9 protein-coding genes are annotated in these 19,384 nt (G+C 55.4%); 7 read left to right on the forward strand and 2 right to left on the reverse strand.

Going from position 1 to position 19,384, the window contains the following annotated elements:
- Positions 1 to 838 precede the first annotated feature (838 nt).
- The 4 genes from ACWKWM_RS20240 to ACWKWM_RS20255 all read left to right on the forward strand — a co-directional run bounded on the left by ACWKWM_RS20240 (position 839) and on the right by ACWKWM_RS20255 (position 12,108).
- Complete coding sequence (locus tag ACWKWM_RS20240) at positions 839 to 5,251, forward strand: hypothetical protein (protein ID WP_483847839.1); 4,413 nt, start codon at positions 839 to 841, stop codon at positions 5,249 to 5,251.
- Positions 5,221 to 8,430: a hypothetical protein gene (locus ACWKWM_RS20245; RefSeq protein WP_483847840.1), complete on the forward strand. Its 3,210-nt coding sequence runs from the start codon at positions 5,221 to 5,223 to the stop codon at positions 8,428 to 8,430. Before ACWKWM_RS20240 ends, ACWKWM_RS20245 begins: the two co-directional genes overlap by 31 nt.
- A complete protein-coding gene (locus ACWKWM_RS20250) occupies positions 8,427 to 10,883 on the forward strand; it encodes a hypothetical protein (RefSeq protein WP_483847841.1) in 2,457 nt (818 codons plus the stop codon). The genes ACWKWM_RS20245 and ACWKWM_RS20250 overlap by 4 nt, the downstream gene beginning before the upstream one ends.
- A 478-nt stretch (positions 10,884 to 11,361) precedes the next feature.
- Positions 11,362 to 12,108 carry a hypothetical protein gene (locus tag ACWKWM_RS20255; RefSeq protein ID WP_483847842.1) on the forward strand — a complete coding sequence of 249 codons (747 nt, stop codon included), beginning with the start codon at positions 11,362 to 11,364 and terminating at the stop codon, positions 12,106 to 12,108.
- Between the two features lie 291 nt (positions 12,109 to 12,399).
- Here ACWKWM_RS20255 and ACWKWM_RS20260 read toward each other — a convergent pair whose 3' ends face one another.
- Together ACWKWM_RS20260 and ACWKWM_RS20265 are read right to left on the reverse strand one after the other, a co-directional pair.
- Complete coding sequence (locus ACWKWM_RS20260; protein WP_483847843.1) at positions 12,400 to 14,301, reverse strand: hypothetical protein; 1,902 nt, start codon at positions 14,299 to 14,301, stop codon at positions 12,400 to 12,402.
- A 1,091-nt stretch (positions 14,302 to 15,392) separates the two neighbouring features.
- Positions 15,393 to 16,379, reverse strand: a complete 987-nt coding sequence (locus ACWKWM_RS20265) for an ABC transporter substrate-binding protein (protein WP_483847844.1) — start codon at positions 16,377 to 16,379, stop codon at positions 15,393 to 15,395.
- Positions 16,380 to 16,995: 616 nt separating this feature from the next.
- On the opposite strand from ACWKWM_RS20265, the gene ACWKWM_RS20270 reads away from it, so the two are divergent.
- Genes ACWKWM_RS20270 through ACWKWM_RS20280 form a run of 3 tightly spaced genes read left to right on the forward strand, consistent with a single transcriptional unit; the run spans position 16,996 to position 19,362 of the window.
- Positions 16,996 to 17,844: an ABC transporter ATP-binding protein gene (locus ACWKWM_RS20270; protein WP_483847845.1), complete on the forward strand. Its 849-nt coding sequence runs from the start codon at positions 16,996 to 16,998 to the stop codon at positions 17,842 to 17,844.
- Positions 17,845 to 17,875: 31 nt separating this feature from the next.
- Positions 17,876 to 18,625 carry an ABC transporter permease gene (locus tag ACWKWM_RS20275; RefSeq protein WP_483847846.1) on the forward strand — a complete coding sequence of 250 codons (750 nt, stop codon included), beginning with the start codon at positions 17,876 to 17,878 and terminating at the stop codon, positions 18,623 to 18,625.
- A 5-nt stretch (positions 18,626 to 18,630) separates the two neighbouring features.
- Entirely contained in the window at positions 18,631 to 19,362 is a 732-nt protein-coding gene (locus ACWKWM_RS20280; protein ID WP_483835255.1) for an ABC transporter permease, read from the forward strand.
- Positions 19,363 to 19,384: the final 22 nt, after the last annotated feature.

Genomic DNA, 19,384 nt, shown 5'->3' on the forward strand with positions numbered 1-19,384 from the left:
GCTGTGTTCTTCAGGGCGCAGGTGGAGGCAGTGCAGGTGTTCCGAGGGCACCGAGGAGATTCCATTGCGTAGCAGCGCGACCAGTCTGTTGCTGAAGCAACCAGCAACCTTCCGCAGCCGGCCAGTCACACACAACGGTAATCTTTTCGAATCGGAGCGCTCCTTTAAGGTCGGCCACCCAATCCTGTGACGCGCCGAAGTCCGCCACGCTCGAGTAACAGGCATTGAGCATTACAGCCAGGCCATTGGCCGTGCGTATTCTTGTACGTCGCTTTAATTAATTACGTCAGGTGTACCCCGGTGCCCGAGTCCGGGGAGGACTCGGCGTCAATTGATAGCGTTCCCTTTCGAGTTTCGCTAGCGGCAATTTTCAGGTATTTATCTGTACCGTCTGACACATTCAGTTTTAAGCAAAAACTCCCGCTTCAACTCAAGCCATTCTGGCTAATCAAGAGTTTAATATAATTAGTATTGTTCCCTAGGATCGATAGTTCATCGAGTGGCGGCTGTCACACCGGCTGAAGACGGACCTTGTGTTCAACCGTAGTTGCTGCAGGATACGGAGCACCTAGTCGAAAATCAGTAAAGCGCCCAGATCAACTGCAATCGGCAGGGTGGGTCAGCTAGTGATTAGCATCGACACAACAGCCTTTCCATAAAGATTAAAATTCAGTGGCATGGATACAGTAGCCCCCATGTTTGGGGGAGGGCAGACGTCAGAACACCTGAAAAAAATAAAAGTCATGTCTGAGTTTGGGGGCCATGACATCAGATAATTTTCAACTATAGTTAAATTCGCCAAGTCTCAGTCTCCTACCTCGAACGAGTTGAGGTGAGCATGCCCATCGACACAGTACGTGCAGTTCGCCCCCTTGTGGATTTCGTTGACCGCATCGATATCCCCCTCATCGACTTTCTTGAGATTGGCGCTGCGCCCATTCTCGACGACATCATGGTGGCCAACGCTTGGACCAATTTTGGCCCGAACGGATTTGTACTTGGGGCCGAATTTAATTTTCCAAGTATCATCGATCTTCACCTCCCGGGTTTAGATCAGTTTTCCTTGTCATTCAACCAGGACGCCTTTGCAAAGGGTGAGATGACCTGCGGACCAGAACCATCGCTTGTACTAGAGGACCTTGAAATCACTCTGCGGATCGACCCCGCGATCCTGAGTGCGAGCGACGGTAGCGGCGCGACGATCAGTACTAGTTGCACATTGGTATTCGATCGCGACGGCTTCCATTTCCTCACCTTCAGTAAAGCTTCGTTATCTCAAGCACGCATTGGTGGCACCGACATCGAAGTCACGCTTGAAGATATATGCGTGGGCGACAGCGCGGAAGCGTTTCTGACGGTACGCGCAGGCACTCTGGTCTTACCCATGTTTACCGATTCGGCGGGCGCACCGCTCCAGCTCGACGGCACGAATATCGTGTTCGGCCGAGATGGATTGAGCGGCAATTTTGCCAAACTAGCCGGCCCCGCGTTACCAGTGACGCTCTATGAGTTCACGTGTGAGCTCGAGCGTGCCGAATTGACGCTCGAACAAAGCCAGCTAGTTTCAGTCGATCTTGGAGGCCGCCTTGATCTCAGCTCATTTTTATCCAAAGGAGGCGAAGATGGCTGGGTGGCAGTCGACTTCTCGGTAGGCCCCGCGGGCATGATTGCCGCGCTCAGCAGCAGCGAGGCTTTTATCAACATGCCGCTCGACGGCATGTTCTCGCTCGACGTTGACAGCATCCGGCTTGAGGCAGATGGGGCGGGCGGTGCCGGAACGCTTTGGTTGTCGGGTGAGCTCACCCCAGACATTGACGGTGTTGAAGGCGGCTGGCCGTCGTTTGCGTTCGACGAAATAGGCATCGGACCATCAGGGGGGCTGCGACTCGCCGAAGGCGCACGCATCGCGACCACGCAGCCTTTTGTTCTCAAATGGACTTTCCTCAAGCTAACCGTAACGGCCTTCAGCCTCGAGCGGCCTGAAGGTGCGCCAGACGATCTTGAGCTACACATTTCAGCGGCGGTTGAGGTTCTACAGGGGCTGCCGGCTGGTGCCTCAGTCGAAGGTCTCGTTGTGCGTCGCTATAGCGGGGGACGTATCGCAGTCCGCTTCAACGGAATCGGGCTCAAATCCTGCTCACCCGGGGCCTATGCGTTTGCCGCGACCGTCGCCTGGGATGACACGCGCAACGCGCTCAGCGGTACCGGATACCTAGACGTCGAGTCGCTCGATATGAGATTAGACGTCGTGTTTGCTTCATCGTCGGAGCGGGTCAACGGAGACGACGTCACTACGCTTTTCCTTGCTGCCGAGGCGCAACTTGTCCCTGGTGGCATACCGATCGCCGCAACCGGGCTTTCGCTCTACGGCGTGTCGGGTCTGCTGGCTCATAATATGGCGCTGACACTGCCAGACACGGGCCAGAGGCGTTATTTCGACGCCTTCCAGCAAACTCCACAGGGGTTTTCCGCGCTGTCCAAATGGCATCCTGAGCGTAATGCCCATTCGATCGGACTTGGGGTCGTCATTGGCACTGCTGACGACGGCTGGCTTTTCTCCGCGCGCGGGGCACTTTTGCTATCGATAGAGGACCTGACATTGGTGGTGACGGCCACTGGTGAAATGCTCAAGGAGCGTTCGCCAATGAACGCGACCAACCAGGGTAAGTTAGCTGCCGTGCTCGCGGTATACCCAACCACCGGGCTTCTTCGGCTTGATTTCGAAGCCGAGTGGCACAACGGCGATTTGTTTGAGGTCGATGCCAATGGAGGCGGAGAGTTTCATGTCAATCGCCCCCTGGACTTCTCTGTATGGCTCGGTAAGGCGCCAGAACTTGGCAAACCAGTAGCAGTACGCGCGATTAAACTCGACGGGAATTGGCTTATGAGCGCGGAGTACTGGTTTGGGCTCGACGCGGCGCGCGCCGCGAATATAGGCATGCGCTCAAAGATTGAGTTAAAAGCTGGCAGCGACAGCGTCTATGCCGAGCTCGTCGTCTCTGCCGATTCAAGAGCTTTGCTCTCTTGGAAACCAGAACAACTTGAAGGAATGTTCAAGCTCAGGGGGCGTGCGCGACTGGTTGGCGGAGGACTTTCATTGTGCCTATCAGTGTCAGCAGGCGCGCAGCTCACTATCGCCAACCCCAAGTACATTGAAATACCCCTGCAGGCCTGCATCGAGATTGACCTAGTTTTCGACACAATCCGGCTCTGCCTCGAATATACGTTCACTTGGCGCGAAGATATTCCACCCCAGCTTGAGCCTGTCGTTCAGGGACTCAATGCAGTACCCCGCAATTGGATGCCGCGGCCCAACACCGACGATCATCCGGTCGACGATGGAATTTTTGGAAATGTTTCAGACCAGGGTTCCGCGACAATTACACTCGGCACTGTGCACCCACATAGCGTTCTCGTGCTGGAGTGCTCGAAAAGCCTGCGCGTTGCGCTTGCGCCAGGCGTGCCTGTGCAACTAAACGACGTGGCAGTGCCGCTCCCACAATCAATTGGCAAGAACTCTGGCTGGCTTAGCCAATGGTCATTGACTGAGCTAGAGCTGCTGGATGTGACGGTGGGACGGCCGGTTGATCTATTCGGTACATTCTCACGCTCGCCTGTCACTCGCGAAGATAAACAAGGCAAGGTAGTAAGTACACGACCACCTAATACAGAATTACGGCTGCTCTCTTCGCGCCGCTTCGGCCAGGACGGTTCAAACGGCGGGGGAGGTGCGGAAGAAACGCCGCCCGTCGATTGCAGTAAGAGGCCGACGACGAAGACCCTGTGTATCCCCCTTTCCGATCTCCAAATGGGGGTAGGGCGCCTGAAGAACGGCTGGATCTATAGATGGAGCGGTTCATCTGACGATCCCTATCGCGACAACCGCTATGGCGTCGGGCTCGGGGTCGAGGATGAGTTTTTGATCTATCCCCCAGAAGGCATAGCCGCTATTGATGTCACTCTCACCCAATACATTCCAAACCGTCCTCCAGCACCAAATACATCTCGGGTCGATCACCAGGTCGTCACAAACCCCGTCCCAGTGAGATACCGCGATCGCGAATGGATGTTGGAAAATCTCTGTTGGGAGAAACTCCTCGCTGATGACGGGTCGGGTTCACAGTTGGACTGGCAAGGTTCGTCCGGCACTGAGGAATGGACAGTCGCCGCAAGTCGGAGGCTACTGATCCCAGGACACGCGTATCAGCTTACCGTTTCAATCGTAGGACAAACACTGCGAGGAACAAATGCAGTAGGTGCCCCGTTAACAACGCGGCGGCTGTACAGCTTCACAGCCGGGCGCGCCCCTGACTGGAAAGACGGCCTCGAGCGCGCGATAGCAGGCGTCTATCCCAATGACGGTCTGCGTCCCGCGTTTCGCGATTACGATCTCCTCGTCCACTTCCACGACGATTATTTCGATGCGCTATACACACTAGACAAACGCATCCTAGGGGTCCGGCTGCGCGACGCAAATGGCAACCTTGTGTCGGGCCCCGACGGACATGTGCTGTTGCCCACCCATTGGGAGCGCGGCGCGCTAAACCTCTCGCCTATCGAGCGCTGGTGGGGCGCTGCGCGCATTGGCGACCCCGGCATACCTTGCGAGGTTGGGCCCCCCCCACCTGAGTCGGGCAACACCGTACTACCGATCGCACTCAAGGACCTCAATCTCCTGCCAGAGACACGTTATTCGGCTGAATTGGTTGCGGTCGATCGCGGTGCAGGCGACGCCAACCCGACTGCACCGCTGGCGCGCTGGAGTTTTACTACGTCACGTTTCGCCAATTTTGAGGCACTCGCTACCCCGCCGTCGCACATCCCCGTACTTGGCCTCGTCCAAATTGGCTTGTCTTCGAGTACAGACTTTACCTCACTGATTCAAGCGTTTGGTGCCCCGGCAGTCGCGGTGGTCGCCGAAACACGGATTACGCCAGTCCGCGTCGAAAATGAACTGAAGTATTTGCTGATTGAAGCACCTGAGCCGCTTGATGATACGGCCGAACGGCTCAGCGTGAAGATCTCCGGTAACAACGCAGCATTGGCATTGATCCCCAACCTCGACCGAACTCGAATCATTGCTGTGTTATCCCCCCCACGTCCCCTCACTGAGCCCGCCGAAAAGATCGATGTGACGCTTGATTGGCAGGCGGCGCCTTCAGGGGCACCAGATGAGGCACGCAGGACGATCTATGGCGCAGCCATTGACGTTAAATTGGTATGGCGCATACCACTGGAGAAATTATTTTAATGAAGAGAATGATCGACGTTCTCGCGCGCCTCCATCCGGACCGCGTCCCTCCCACTGCAGTGGTTCGCTGGACCATACCGGTGGAGCGCCTGTTCCCAGAAAATGGCTTCACCTTGATCCGAAGATTGAGAGTCTCTGGCCAATCACTAACACTGCTGCAGGACTTGCGGCTGCCAGGCGCCCTGCTGGATGGAGCAAGCCAGAACTGGATCATAGAGGACGCACAAATCGCGGCCGACCATGCAGTACGGGGCGCAACAATGAGCGGGGCTGCGCTACCGCCGCTTGCTGCCGTACTCACTCTGAAGCCAATACTCGCTTTTGCACTCCCGCTGGCTGCGCCCGACATGTTAGAAACTGAGATCGAAGCAGTTGCCAAAATGCTTGGTGACTCGCATGCGACCAATCTCGAGCTTGAACACGATCATTGGCCTGGTAAGCCAGCCCCCGATCGCAGCATTCTCGCGTCGATGAGACATGGCAACTACGATTTACGGCGGGCCTACGATGCGATTGTTGACCATTACAGGCTGCGGGCAACGGTCTTCCTACTGTTCAGTGCGAGCAATTTTGGCATGGCGAAGCTACTCGGGCTGGGAGTAGAGGATGAGCTACCACAGAACGTTGGAGGACCGGTTGAATATAGAATCGAGGCGACGTGGAATGGTAGAGCGCAGGAAGCTATGTGCACGATGTTTGAGCCGAACCTGGACTGGCCCGCGCCGCCAATTCTCGACCCGATACACCAAAATCTTTCCAAACATCCCGCTCTTGCCGGCTATTCTGGTTTCGCTCGTTTCTTCGCGCCAGGTGCTAGATGGATGCCCCAGGCACCAACCAACGATAGCCTTTCCTTGGATTTGATCGAGACCGCCAAAAAGGGTCCTAGAATCTGCCCTACACCGAGCGCTTGTATCACTTGGAAGCCGTCTGCGAATGCGGATCCGCCAACTGACGGATTGCTTCCCTTACTCTCGCGTAACGCTTACGCGTGGCAGATCGAACGGTTCGATTTCGGTGCGAAGACGGCCAAGGACGAGTTTCCGCCGCCACTCGACCCGGCAGCAGCGTTCAAGCCCTGCCATGACGCCGATCCGCTGATGCGCGGCAAGAAAAATCATTTCGAGGACGATATTGACTTGCCCTGGGGCGCGGCGCCGCTTGAGGGCTGGTATGCATATCGACTGCGCGGTATCGATCTCTTCGGGATTGTAGGCCCACCTTCCACGCCTATGCCGGTCCTGCTGCGAGACCGTTTTGCACCACCTCCACCTCGGGCAACACTCGACCGAGAACGGGTCGAGCTTCCTATGCATGGCACACTCAACGTGTCTCTCACACTTGACTGGGAAGCGCCTAATGAATTCTCTGCACCCGACGCAGTCGAGTTCCGGGTCTATCAGCAATGGACATCGGTTGCGTACCAGCCCCTGGTGGTTCTCGAGGTTGTGCAGATTAAGAACGCCCTTAACGCGGTCCAAGTAGACATCATTGTGGGTGACGCCGGTAATCATCCGGTACCACAGTCGATCCTTGATCCTCTCGTCGACAGTAAACTGCTCACGTTTGAAGGCGAGTTCACGATCATAAGTGCACCGGGAAACTCCACGCTACGCGTGCGACGCTCGGCTGGACGCGAGCCGCCGCTGGGTGGAGTAGCGGCGCAATATGCAGTTGCTGCAAATGAGAGTACTTCAGTGACACGTCTTACTCGAATGCCAGCCATTCCTGGGGCGGTAAAATTACTGAAGCTCAAACCATTGACGTTCGAACTTATCGATACAACAAAAAATCCGATCACGTCCGCGTCGGGGACACTTTATCTATATCTTCTGGACGAGCACTACACCGCGCGTGACGAGAACGGACACTTCATAATTGATCCGCCCACGGGCGCAAGCCAGCGTGCGCTAAACCTATATGGCCATGTAAATAGCCTTACCGTCGATGAAGCTAAGTCATTGCTCGACGGATCGCCTGCATTGTTCTTGCCCCTCCACCGTCTAGATGTTTTGCTGGATCCACCATCGGAATTCACAGCAGGGACACTGCGTCTAGGGGTCAGCTCCGCTGACGGTGCTAGCTATGTTACAGGGGCCTCGGGCGTTGGTAATGAGGGGCCGCGCTGTGAGTTAATGGTAGCTGCGCGGGGGGCGGCACGGCCAGTTCCAGCCGCGATGACGATACCGCGTTTTTGGGCGCGGGATGCCGGCGAGTTTGTCGAGCATGCACTAGCCTCGCTCAGCTGGACCGCAATGAAAGGTGCAGTCCGCTATGAAGTGGAGCGGGTGCTTGAATCCGGTCTGGGTCTTTCACCCGGAGCAAGTGAGGATGCGCTGCTACACGCAGCGCAGGCACCAACAAGTGACGTTGCGTACGAACGCGTGACCAACGCTGCCTTCCTGCCACGGTGGTCTGACTCATTGCCAGGACGTTCGCCGACCCGAGCGGTCTATCGCGTGCGCGGAATCTCGGCAGCGGGCGTAACCAGCGATTGGCAGGTGGTGGCACTCGTGCGCGTCAGCGATGTCCGAATAGCGCCACGGCCGAGCCTTTTGCTCACAGTACCCGTGCCGGGAATGGAACGGGCAATTTTGTGCAGGTGGGTCCAACCTGGGCCGATCGAGGGCATCGGTTTTGTGATCGAGACGCGTCCGATCGTAGCTGACACTTCGGCCGACGAAGGATGGTACCGAGTCTGCGACTTTCTACCGAGCGCGATCAGGTCCGACGACGCAGGTCGATTCCAGGCCGTCGTCCCTGATTGCTCTCCTGGGCTGTGGCAGGAGTTCCGGATTGTGCCGATCCGTCACGCGCTCGATCCCAAGGACCCTCGCGCACAAATGTTGCGAAGAGTCGATGGCAGACCCTCCAATCCCATGCGTGCCCGAGCGAATGGCGAACTTCACCCGCCTGAAAACATGCGCGCAGTGGTAAGCGCCGCCGGCATCGTGACTCTACGTTGGCGTAGCCAAGATCGCTACGCAGGTCTTGAACTCAGGCGACGGGCACCGGGTCGATCAGGATTCGAGCGCCGCGAGATTGACAAGGATACAGAGATGTTCTGCGAAGACTATCCCTTATCCGATTCGGGCGAGTGGATTTACGAGCTTGCCGCGATTGGCCACGGTAGACGTGTCTTATCAGAGCAGATATCGATTGATTGGAGGAAAACATGACCAATCCATTCGGGCTGCTAAATTTTCGCGCTCCGCTCGCGGCGGCGAACCGCGTAGCAATCATCGCTCCCGATGCAATGCCGGGCAATACAATCACAGGATGGCCGCTTGAGGCGTTAGCGATCACCGGGAGTTGGCCGGTAGGAATGGCAGCGCCGCCAACTATTCGTCCGATCTTCCCAGGCGCGCTGCGGTTCATCGCGGCGAATCCAGCAGAAATTCCGACTGCCGAACAAATCCAAGTTCAGAGCGGCAGGGTAACTGACCGTTGTCTTAACCGCTTGGCGTTGACAGGCAATCTACTGGTGCGCGTCCAAGACAAAGAATTGCTAACACAGATGAAGAGTCTTGGCACACTCCCTCCCTTGGGCACTGCGCCGGCCTTCGCCTTCTACGGGCCTGTACGCTTAACCCCCGCCTTCTTGCGCAGTGCGCTACTAGACTTTCGCGACGGTTTGCTCGCTGCGTCTTTTAAAATAGATATGCGTCGAGTCGATCCGGGTGATGTCGCTTGGGAAGCGCTGGGTTTGCAGAGTTTCTTGGCCGGAAGCTATGAACCGGTGCTGCGTGCCCGCGATGTGCTCAATGCGGACGATTCCGACCGGGTGCCAATGCCAGAAGTTATCCTTGGTGATGATTCCAGCTTCGCTCTAGGGATCTCTCTCGGCTGGTCGATCGCTCCGAAACTCGTCCCTAGTGGGCCAAGTGACCCCAATGTCGAGGTCGTGCCGACCCTCGCATTCCTACGCCACGTAGGAAAGTTGATACGAGAGCCAGTGCATCGCGACGACGGTGTTGATGCCTTGATAGTGAAACTCTTCGACGATGAAGATACAAGCGTCCCTTGGTCCCAGAGACTAGCGGCTAAGCTCAATTCAATGGGGTTCGGCGACATTGATGGTTTGATGCCGTTAGAGCAGGTGATCCGCGAATTCCAGATCAGCGCGGCGGGACAGGTCGCAGCAGTTGCCCGTGATCCGATGATTTCACCCGAACGATTAGCGCGACGGGACTTCCATGATTTGGCACCCCAATCGAACGTGTTGTTTAAGTACGCTGGAAAGTTCAGCGGTCGCGCCAACCAACACACACGTGCACTGATCGATCAATGGTCAGAAAATAGCCAGCGATCACCATTGATTATTGTGGCCTACGATGACGCTCAGCTCGACGCTGATGAGCGACCGCCGGCTGGGGTCGTCTCCGCGAAAGCCGATCTGTGGAGACGAGCTGAAACTGACAACAGCAAGTTGCGAATGTTTGCGGCTGATTTTACTAGACTCCCCATCGGGGGCGAAATGACCGAGACGAGCCTCGAGCTAATTGGCTATTGCGCTCCCTGGCACAAAGACAAAGATACGATCATTCGCGGCCCCGGTAGCCTTGAACCGAACCTCAAGCGCCGTGTTGAGTACGCAGAGGTCATGCCGATGCGAATGCTTGGTGTCGATCAAAAGGAGTTACTTGCTGCACTCCCACCTGCGGTAGCCGACCCCAATCTTGCGAAAGCATCGACTTTCAAGGTAGTGCGTGCGGTCGCCGAGCAGGAGTGCAAGGGATACCTCGACCAGATCAACGCATATGATGACGCCGGTATTTCTTACGGGCCATGCCACTGGTCGATGGCATTTGCAATTGGCAACCCGAAGGGAGCAACAGAGCTCGGCGGGTTTGCTGCTTATTTACACTATCTTGATGTCGAGGAGCACATCGCTGACATCGACGTATTCGCAGCCCAAGGATTGAAGGTACCAATCAAACCTGGCGCCAGCGTCTCCACGACGGCAAGGCTCTCGAGTAATGCACGCTTCATCAACCAGTTGTGTTTTGTGGACGATTTAGGCTTGGTACGCGACATGACGGCGGAGGGTCCGAGGGACATGATCCCTTCATGGCGTTCCTTTTATCGATGGGTACGGATAGGTCGTAGTCATCAGACAATCGGACTGGCGACTTGGGAAATGACACTGCGCCGACTGCACGCTTTACTCGCCGTACCGATCGTGCTCGAAAACCCACCGCCCGATCGCCGGCAGTCCAAGGGATCGACCCCAACAATCGGCTCGGTGTTTACATCCGAGTTAGCTGTAGCGCAGATACTGCGTTGGCATGTCAAGACACCTGATCGTGTAGTTTACGAAAAAGATAAGAAGTTACGAGCGAGCGACTATATCGCCGATTCCTACGCAGCTGCAGTACCGAACGACCCAGGTGACAATGACGCATGGGAAGCCGAGTTGATAATTCAGCTACGTGTGCAACTCGAAAAATTTGTTAAAAAAACAGGCGCAGCGCATGACACGCTTCCTGAACAGTTCGACGATATTGCAGCTCCGTCCTGGGTGAAGAGCGAGAGTCAGAATAAATATGCTTTTTTCCTCAATCCTCGCCTGCGAATGCTTAGCCAGCAGGCGAAATCTTTCCATCTCGCTAAACCATCCTCTGTTCCGTAAGCCAGCAAAAGTTTGGGGGTGGCTTATCAGCACTGGTGGAAAACTGCGGGTTGCAAGCATCTGCAACCGCACCGCTTTCGTATTGGGATGGGCAAGGCTCGGAACTGCTGAGAGGCAAATCAAAACCTGTGAGACGGCGAGGCATTTTGCTGTGCGTTTGGCGGCTGATCTTGCTTTCGTGGCTGGCCTCCCTGCGCGGATCTTAGCGGCGGAGGCAATTTCGGCCGGCGAAGAGCCAGTCATCCCAACGACATTGCTCACTTTGAGTGGTGTTGTCCGGAGAGGATGCGCCAGTCCTGAGCTGCTCGCGAACGCGGTTCATCTGAATGAGTCTTCGCGCCCAATGGCTCGTGCCGCCTTCCCGGAGATCATGCCATACCTCCAGCCAGGGTCTGAATACGAAAGCTTCCAAGAGGTGCTCGCGCGAGTGCGTCAAGCATATGTCGTGGCGTTCCTTGACCACTTTTAGGGAATACTGATGAAGCTCACAAATTCTTCGAGCCAAGCAGTATGCTTTTCAACTTTTTTGATAATTCAGATGAGCTTACAAGTGAAACTCTACGAAAACGTGGTGATTGGAAACTTCCTTTATGGGCTTGGGTTCGCAGTTCGGTCATGTCTCGGTGACTCCCCCGGTATTCCAGCCATGGTCAATTTGTTGCAGCAGTCTCCAGCGGACACATCGCTGGCCGACGTCCTGCTTACGTTCCCAGGAATCGTACGGTTAATCGAATTCAAAATGGCGACTTCTAGGAAAGGTATAGAAAAAGAAGAAGAACGAGTCCAGAGGTTGGTTAAGGCCCTTGAAAATGAGGGGAACCCCTCGCTGATCAAAGTCTCCAGAAAGGTTCATTGGTACGTTGAGGTGGGAATGGGAGCAGAGAAGGAGGTGGTGATATCACGTGTCGCATCGTATCTTGATGCCTTTCTGGAAGATTCCGGCCTCGCCCCCAAAGCTCTCGAAGATTTAATAAAGTTAACTGCACAGGAAGCGGTTGAGGATACTTCCGATGAAAGAGACTGTGCTCGCGACTACCTACAATTTGTTCGAAAAGCGCTTAAAGGTAAAAATGCCATAGGTGGAGGTGGTCTCGTTCTGATCATGGATAACGATGGCGGTGTTAATTTCGTGCGCATACAGAGTTTGACCGACCTCAACCTGTCTCTATCCAGTTTCCAGCAGCGCGCACTCCAACCAGATCTAACGCCATCGTATGGGTTTTAGGAGCTAAGCAACAAAAACTGGCCTAAAGAGGCTCGTGAGGAAGAACCGTGGTTTGCTGCTGCGTGATCTGAATGTTGCCGAATTTCCTGACACTCCTGCCGTGCTGACTCGGCTCCTAGCAGCCTGATACTGGGGGTAATATCCGCTTGAAACCGGCAGGCTAGGTGCCCTCGTTGAGTGAGCTATGCCAACCGGTTACCCTAATTGGCAGGCTATGCGGGGCGCGGGATATCTGATCATCGAATTACCACCCGCATGAGTGGAGACAACTATCAGGCAACCATCTTCTACTCAGGTGCTAGCGGGCCGGTTTCCCAATATTGCTCGAACCATGGCCTGAGTATCTCCCGTGAATGAATCTGGCCTATGGCGGCCCTCCATGATGTAGTCGGGAATCGGCTTTGGCATCGGGACAACCTCTTTCGGAAGCTGCTTTAGCATGTTCTCCGCCTTAGTTTTTAGTCTCTCATAGCCGACGTTGCCAGCGTAGTGGATCAGGTGGTGAAGCATGGCCTCGTGCAGCGTGAGGACAAACTGTCTCTTGTGCTTCTGGCGAATAAGATTAAAGAACTCCTCAGTACCAGCTTGCTTGAAGTCCGGGACAGCCTTGTACGCAGCGTAATCCTCCATAACAATGCGCTGCCGGTATATCACTAGCATTCGGCTATAGTCTCTCGCTATCGCGATCAGATCGTCCTCCGCTGGCGGAGACTTCGCTTCAAGCCACGCGGGCTCCAAACGTGACGGCATGAAGAACTGGAAATCGATTCCGGAGAGGAATGACATAGCGTCTGCCACCATAGTTCGCTGCTCGGGAAGTGGGAAAAAACCTTGCGCGATGGCAAGCCGCTGTTCCTTGGAGCACACCATCATATAGTTCTCCCCGAGCTGTAAAGAGATGAACTCGTCGAGGTGCTCGGGCTTGAGGTCGATACAGACTTGAAGTGCTCCGAGTGTCCGCCAACCCGTCTCATCATTTTTCATCACGAACGGGTTGAGATTGAACTCCGTGTACAGTGCAGCACGGCATGGTGAAGATGCCAGCGCGGCGAAAAAGTCGCGAAGTGAGTCCTTGTCGTGATGGCCAAGTGCAGCTTCTACGAACTCACCGATAACTCGCTTAAACATCAACGAACAGAGCCCGCCGGTATGTACTATTGCTATACTGAGGAAGCGCAGCATCGCATCCATTGCCCGTCGCGTGCCGTGTTGTAAATCACTATGTGTCAGCACTTGGACGCACTCAGCCACGTTTTCGAGGACTTGTGCCGCGTTGAAAACAAAATCGATACGCTCAATTTTTTCTGCGAATTGGATGTAAAGGTTTGCCTGCACACCGTACGGGTCCTTGCTGCACACGTAGTCGCACAAATACGTCTCAATTTGCCGCAGATCTTCAGACGTCATCAAGGGGGCTAGCGCTATCAGTTCCTTTTCGCGGGTGTCACGCCAGATGTCTACGCCGATCGCTGGATCGCGCCGCGGTCTACGTAGGATAAAGGGCGGAGTGAGATTCAGCAGCTTCGACATACTAAAATGATTTGCCGAAAATACAGGTCCCCAAGGCTTGTTGTATCGTTCGTGATGGACGGTTGACACGGCAACGGCGAAATTGATTGAGTGTGAATGCGAATAAGGCTTACCGTTGTTTCCCGATGCAGGCTGTTCCCAGGCGGGGAAGGCCGATTGAATCTGATTACCCCGAACCTGAATGCGCAACTTCATGGCCTTGAGAGGGTCATCTAGTAATGCGTATCCATAGAGGACACCAGCCGGCCGTTCTGGTGTCGGATGTGTGGACTCCTCGCGATCTAGGTTGCCGAATGCTTCAGCGAGGACATTGATGATGTCGTCTTCTGAGAATCCCACGGGATACAGCGTCTTCCAAAGGTAACCAGATTTGTAATGGACATCCGGTTTCATCGTAATGCTGGCAGCATCACCCGTGAACATCCTCCGCGGTATCTTTAGAGTAATAACTCCGTTTTGAAGCTCCCGCGCATAGAACCAGTCGGCATGTCGGTCACTGTCGTAATCAAGTAAGTGCACCACGGCAGGGTGCTGTTTCAAGAGTTCTTCCCAGCCCGACCAAGTATGTAACCCACCAGACAGGACCACCTCCACGGCGCGCACGCCGAGCGCATTAACTGGTCGAACTGCTGTTTCTCCGGCCAAGATGTGCTTGAGGGCCAATTCGTTTAGCTCATACTCTCCTTGCTTTCCGAAACGGATGGGATATGTCCTGGACATCGCGAGCCTTAGCTTTTAATTAGGGGCGTTGCATTTTCGTGCATCAGCGCGCTTTTTCAAGCGTATTAGGTGCCGCTAACAGATGCCCAAGGGATTGGCGCTTACGGTTAAGCCAATCGGTTAGGTCCGGATTCGCTGATTGTTGGCGCCCGCTGCACTGGCTACAGCCTGTCGCAGTACTGGTTGGTGTCGATAGGTATCAAGCTTTGCAGGGTGAGATAAAGGACCTTCGCCTAACGCCAGGCCAGAGAGCGGCCGGACAGCTTGGGCCTGCTGTTGGCGCTGATACGATTTTGACCCAGGCTGCCGGAAATCGTTGACCCACCCGAAGACTCAGCAAACGATGACCTTGCTCGGGATTTCAAAGGCCACGTATGGGCAGGAAAGTTCAGCAGCCTGGGTCAAAATCGTATGAGTGCCAACACTCCCTTTAAATGAAGCCCGCAGCAGCTCAGGCCGCTGCGGGTTCTTTCTGCTGGTTATGCCAGCAGGGGATCGGAATTGCCTCCCTGGTACTCTTGTTGATCGGCTATGACTACATTCGCAGTTTTGGCCGGGATCGGAGTGTCGGACAGACAGTCGTCATAAAGGTTGAGCAGGGTGGGAATATTGGCGTACGCACAACAGTTTCGAGCGTGAATTGCTTCTGTAGGGCATTCCCCTGGCCGGAGAGTCGCCCATGCACGCCATGACCCTATTCTCAGGTGACACCCCGGTCGACAGTTCAACCCCCGTCTGGTTGATGACCATCGGTCTCGTTGCCTACTTCATTCCTCGTCGATGATTCCATGACCCGGCGGCTAACCAGCCGCCGGTGCTCTTGAATGTGCGTGAAAGCCGCGTCGCTATTGGCGGCGACAGTTTTAATTCTCTAGAACATGTGTCCGAACCGGCTTTTCGGGCGGTTGCGACAGTTTTGCGTTTCCTCTACAAGAGGCTACAGTCCGCGAAACACGGTACCCTTTCGCGACAGTTTTAAATCTCTAAATCCATATCTACTGGCGACTAAGGTTTAGTCGCCGGTTGGCTAAGATTCAGCGCTGCAGATCAGCTGGCAAATAGGACTTATCCACAATCGCCTGCCAATCGACGTCACCTTTCAGCTCGCCGTTCAGTCTCAGGCCGTCGGCCATACGGTCAAGCTCGACGAGATTGAAGTCCCCCTCGCTCCACATGTGTGATTTAACCATGTTATCCACAGCCTCTTTGGCGATGGCGGGCTCAAGCTTGAAGCTCTTGCCGAGGATTTCTGCTGCCTGCTGCGGGTTGTCGTAGATCGCCTTCACACCCATCCGCCGTCCTTCGATGATTGCTTTGAGCTTGTCGGGATGCGCCTTGGCAAATTCACGGGTGGTGATGCCCACCGACGTGGTCATGGGCGGCAGTATGTCGCTGGATTTATAGAGGGTGTCGTACTGGTCCTTGCGAATGATCGACAGCGGCTCAATCAATACGGCTGCGTCCACGGCCTTCTGGTCTAGTAGCGTCAAGCCGTTCACGTATCCGCCAGAGGCGACTCTTGCGACCTTGTCTGCGTCGACGCTTTTAGCCTTCAACGACATCAACAGCAGCATTTCAGAAACGCCCTTGGGCGATGTGATAGCGACTTTCTTGCCCGCAAGATCAGTGATGGCTTTAAGCGGCGACCCTTTAAGCGTGACTACCGAAGACTCCGCTACCGAGCGTGTGCCAATGTTGACGATCACCAAGTCCAAACCCTGACGTTGAGCGGCCAACGCTGCGGCCACTGCTACCTCACCGTAGGGTGTGTCGCTTGCGAGAATATTGCGAACGGTAGTCCCGCCCCCGCCTGAACCCAGGATGCCGGTGATGTCAGCGCCCGCCTTCTTGAACAGTCCGTTTTCCATCGCCACCGCGTACGGCAAGCCATACAGGCTCGTGCCCCATTGGGTCACGGAAATCTCGTCAGCGCGCGCTATTGAAGTCACCAGTGATAATGCAGCCAGACCAGCAACGGCGAACTTGCGGGTGGAGCGCATAAGGGCTTGCTGTGCAGTCATTCTCGAAACTCCTAATTGCATCGGGGGGCGTTCGTGATGGCAAAAATTTAAGCAGCGTTGGCATTTTTTTAGTTTCTGTACGCTATTAAAAGTGACGGAGCAAGATACAGGCCAAGTGCATAGGGTGGCCTTACTTAGGTTATTAAATGATTTATCTATCTGAAAAATATGGTTTTTACAGTCAGACGTTCATATCTGTCGTTTACTTCTGACTTTAGAGGAATGACCGATAAAGAAGCGTACACGTTGATTTGAGGGCGCTTTCGAAACATCCCGCCGGGTCCGAACATTGCTTTGAAAGACGTCCTGCTTTGGTGCGATGAGCCAAACGGCGGCACTACGCTGGAGCGAATAGTGTGTACGTTCTATTGAAGTGCTCGGCTGCTTTATTATGAGTAGCTGTTTTTATATGCATTTACGAATCGATGAATCGGAAAATTATGTTTTAAATCGTTATTAATCAGATAGATGGAATAAAATCTTTAACGCGTTCGTCTCTTCCTTCCCTGTTGGCTCCTATCTTGCTAACACCTATATATCTAGCGTGTGCATTATAAATTGAACGCTTTCAGCCTTAGTTGGCTCAAGGTTCACCGGCCGATCTGGAGGAGTGAATATGACGTTTGCATTGAAAGGCGGGGAGGTTGAGGCGCTGCGTGCGGCACCGGATACCCGGACCGCGCATGTCACCCTGAAACAAGTGACGCGCTCCTTCAAAAAGGCGGGTACCAAAGAGCTGTTCCACGCGCTGGGCCCCATCGATTTGACGCTGAACAAAGGCGAGTTCTTCTCCGTGGTCGGTCCGTCCGGATGTGGCAAGTCAACGCTGATGGATGTCCTCTCCGGTCTCGCCCGTCCTACTTCGGGCGAAGTGACGTTCGAAGGCAAAGTCATCACCAGCGTTCCGGACGGAGTAGGCGTGGTGTTTCAGGAGGATGCGTCTTTTCCCTGGTTGAACGTACGCGACAACATCGCCTTCGGTCTTCGTCGCAGCGGCATGGATGGCCCTGAAGTCGAGCGACGTGTCGTCTACGCGCTGGGCTTCATGGGCCTGCGGGATTTCGCGGGGGCCTATCCCGCGCAGTTGTCCGGCGGCATGCGCCAGCGCGTGTGCATCGCTCGCACTTTGGTCATGCAGCCGCGCTTGATCCTGATGGACGAACCCTTCGGCGCTCTCGATCAACAAACCCGCCTGCTGATGGGCGATGAACTGCTGCGGCTGTGGCGCGAAACCTCGGCCACGGTGTTGCTGATTACCCACGCACTGGACGAAGCAGCGATGCTGTCAGACCGTGTCGGCGTGATGTCTTCGCGGCCGGGGCTGTTCATCGACATGGTCGAAACCGGCTGGGACCGCGATCGCGACAGTCGGGTGGTGTCGACCCCGCGTTTTGGCGAAATCAATTCGCGCCTGTGGGACAAATTGCGGGTGGAAACCATGAAGGTCATGGGCGCGCAGCATTGATCCGGTTCGGCCATCATCTGAGGACGTCGATTTGAATATCGAAAGCGTGCTGCGGTCCGCATTGGTCGCAGGGTTCATCGGGCTGATCGAGGCGCTGTGTCGCACTCACGTCATCCCACAGACGGTGATGATCCCGCCGTCGCAGATGTTCACCCATCTGCTGACGCTGGTATCGGCGGGTCAGTACAGCAAAGACATCGTGTTCAGTTTCACCAACATCATCGTCTCGGCCTTCGTCGCAATCATCAGCGGGTTCTTCATTGGACTGGCCGTACACTCGATGCCACGTTTTCGTGGCGCGCTGGAACCGTTGCTGGCCAGTTATTACGCGGTGCCGACGTTCATTTTCTATCCGGTATTTATCGTTGTGTTCGGCGTCGGGCATGGTTCGATCATTGCCATCGCCGTGCTGTTGGCGATTGTCGCGATGATCACCGCCACCCTGACCGGGCTGGACCGCATCCCTCATGTGCTGCGCAAAAGCGCCGCCGTCATGCGCATGTCCAGGCTGCAGACCGCCTGGCGTATCGAGCTGCCAGCTGCGCTGCCGTATCTGTTTGGCGGCGTGAAGCTGGCAGTGGCGTACTCGTTCATCGGCGTGATTGCCTCGGAATTCATTTTGTCCGGCTCCGGCATTGGTTACGCCATCGCCTTTGCCTACAACAACTTTGAAAGCGACAACATGTACGCCCTCATGTTGCTGGTGCTGATCAGCGTCACGTTGATCAACGCGGCGCTCAACTTCTTCGACCGCCGCTTGCAAGCGCGTCGTCAACGGTGACCGGCATGCAGAGATTCCTCCCGACCTTTCTACTGGTGCTCGCGCTGATCGCAGCGTGGCAACTGCTGCATCTGGCCATCGGAGCTGGCGCGCTGACCTCGCCGTGGATGACCGTTACCCACCTGATCTCGATGATGGGCACCGTCGAGTTGTGGACCAACGTCGGCGAGACCGCCAAGGCTTTTGCATACGCCATGAGCCTGGCGCTGATCGGCGGCATCGTGTTGGGTGTGCTGCTGGGCGTGAACAAGCTGGCGGGCGCTGTCGCCGAGCCGATTCTGCTCAATCTGTATGCCATCCCCAAAGTAACGCTCTATCCACTTGTGCTGCTGTGCTTTGGGCTGGGGCTGTCTTCAAAAGTAGCGTTCGGCGTCATGCACGGCTTGATCCCGATCTTACTGTTCACCATGAACGCCATCCGCCAGATGCGCCCGGTGTACATGCGCACCGCCGGCACGTTGCGCCTGACGCCGATTCAATCGCTGTTCCACGTGCTGCTGCCGGCGATTCTGCCGGAGATCGTGGCCGGGGTAAGACTGGGCTTTGCCCTGACATTACTGGGCGTGTTGATCGGCGAAATGTTCGCCTCCCAGCGCGGCCTTGGCTACATGGCCGTCAACGCTATGGGGCTGGGAGACATACCGACCATCATGGCCGTGGCGCTGCTGCTGACGGTCATCGCAGTCACCTGCAACAGCCTGATGCTGATGCTCGACAAGAAACTTCAGCACCGATAAACGACTTTCTCGCACCGAACTG

The sequence above is a fragment of the Pseudomonas rosaeacicularis genome (genome assembly GCF_057128745.1).

Bases quoted from the DNA above. Each gene is read 5' to 3' on its own strand.
- ACWKWM_RS20250 (WP_483847841.1), top strand. From the start codon at position 8,427: ATGACCAATCCATTCGGGCTGCTAAATTTTCGCGCTCCGCTCGCGGCG.
- ACWKWM_RS20265 (WP_483847844.1), bottom strand. From the start codon at position 16,379: ATGACTGCACAGCAAGCCCTTATGCGCTCCACCCGCAAGTTCGCCGTT.
- ACWKWM_RS20245 (WP_483847840.1), top strand. From the start codon at position 5,221: ATGGCGCATACCACTGGAGAAATTATTTTAATGAAGAGAATGATCGAC.
- ACWKWM_RS20255 (WP_483847842.1), top strand. From the start codon at position 11,362: ATGAAGCTCACAAATTCTTCGAGCCAAGCAGTATGCTTTTCAACTTTT.
- ACWKWM_RS20270 (WP_483847845.1), top strand. From the start codon at position 16,996: ATGACGTTTGCATTGAAAGGCGGGGAGGTTGAGGCGCTGCGTGCGGCA.
- ACWKWM_RS20280 (WP_483835255.1), top strand. From the start codon at position 18,631: ATGCAGAGATTCCTCCCGACCTTTCTACTGGTGCTCGCGCTGATCGCA.
- ACWKWM_RS20240 (WP_483847839.1), top strand. From the start codon at position 839: ATGCCCATCGACACAGTACGTGCAGTTCGCCCCCTTGTGGATTTCGTT.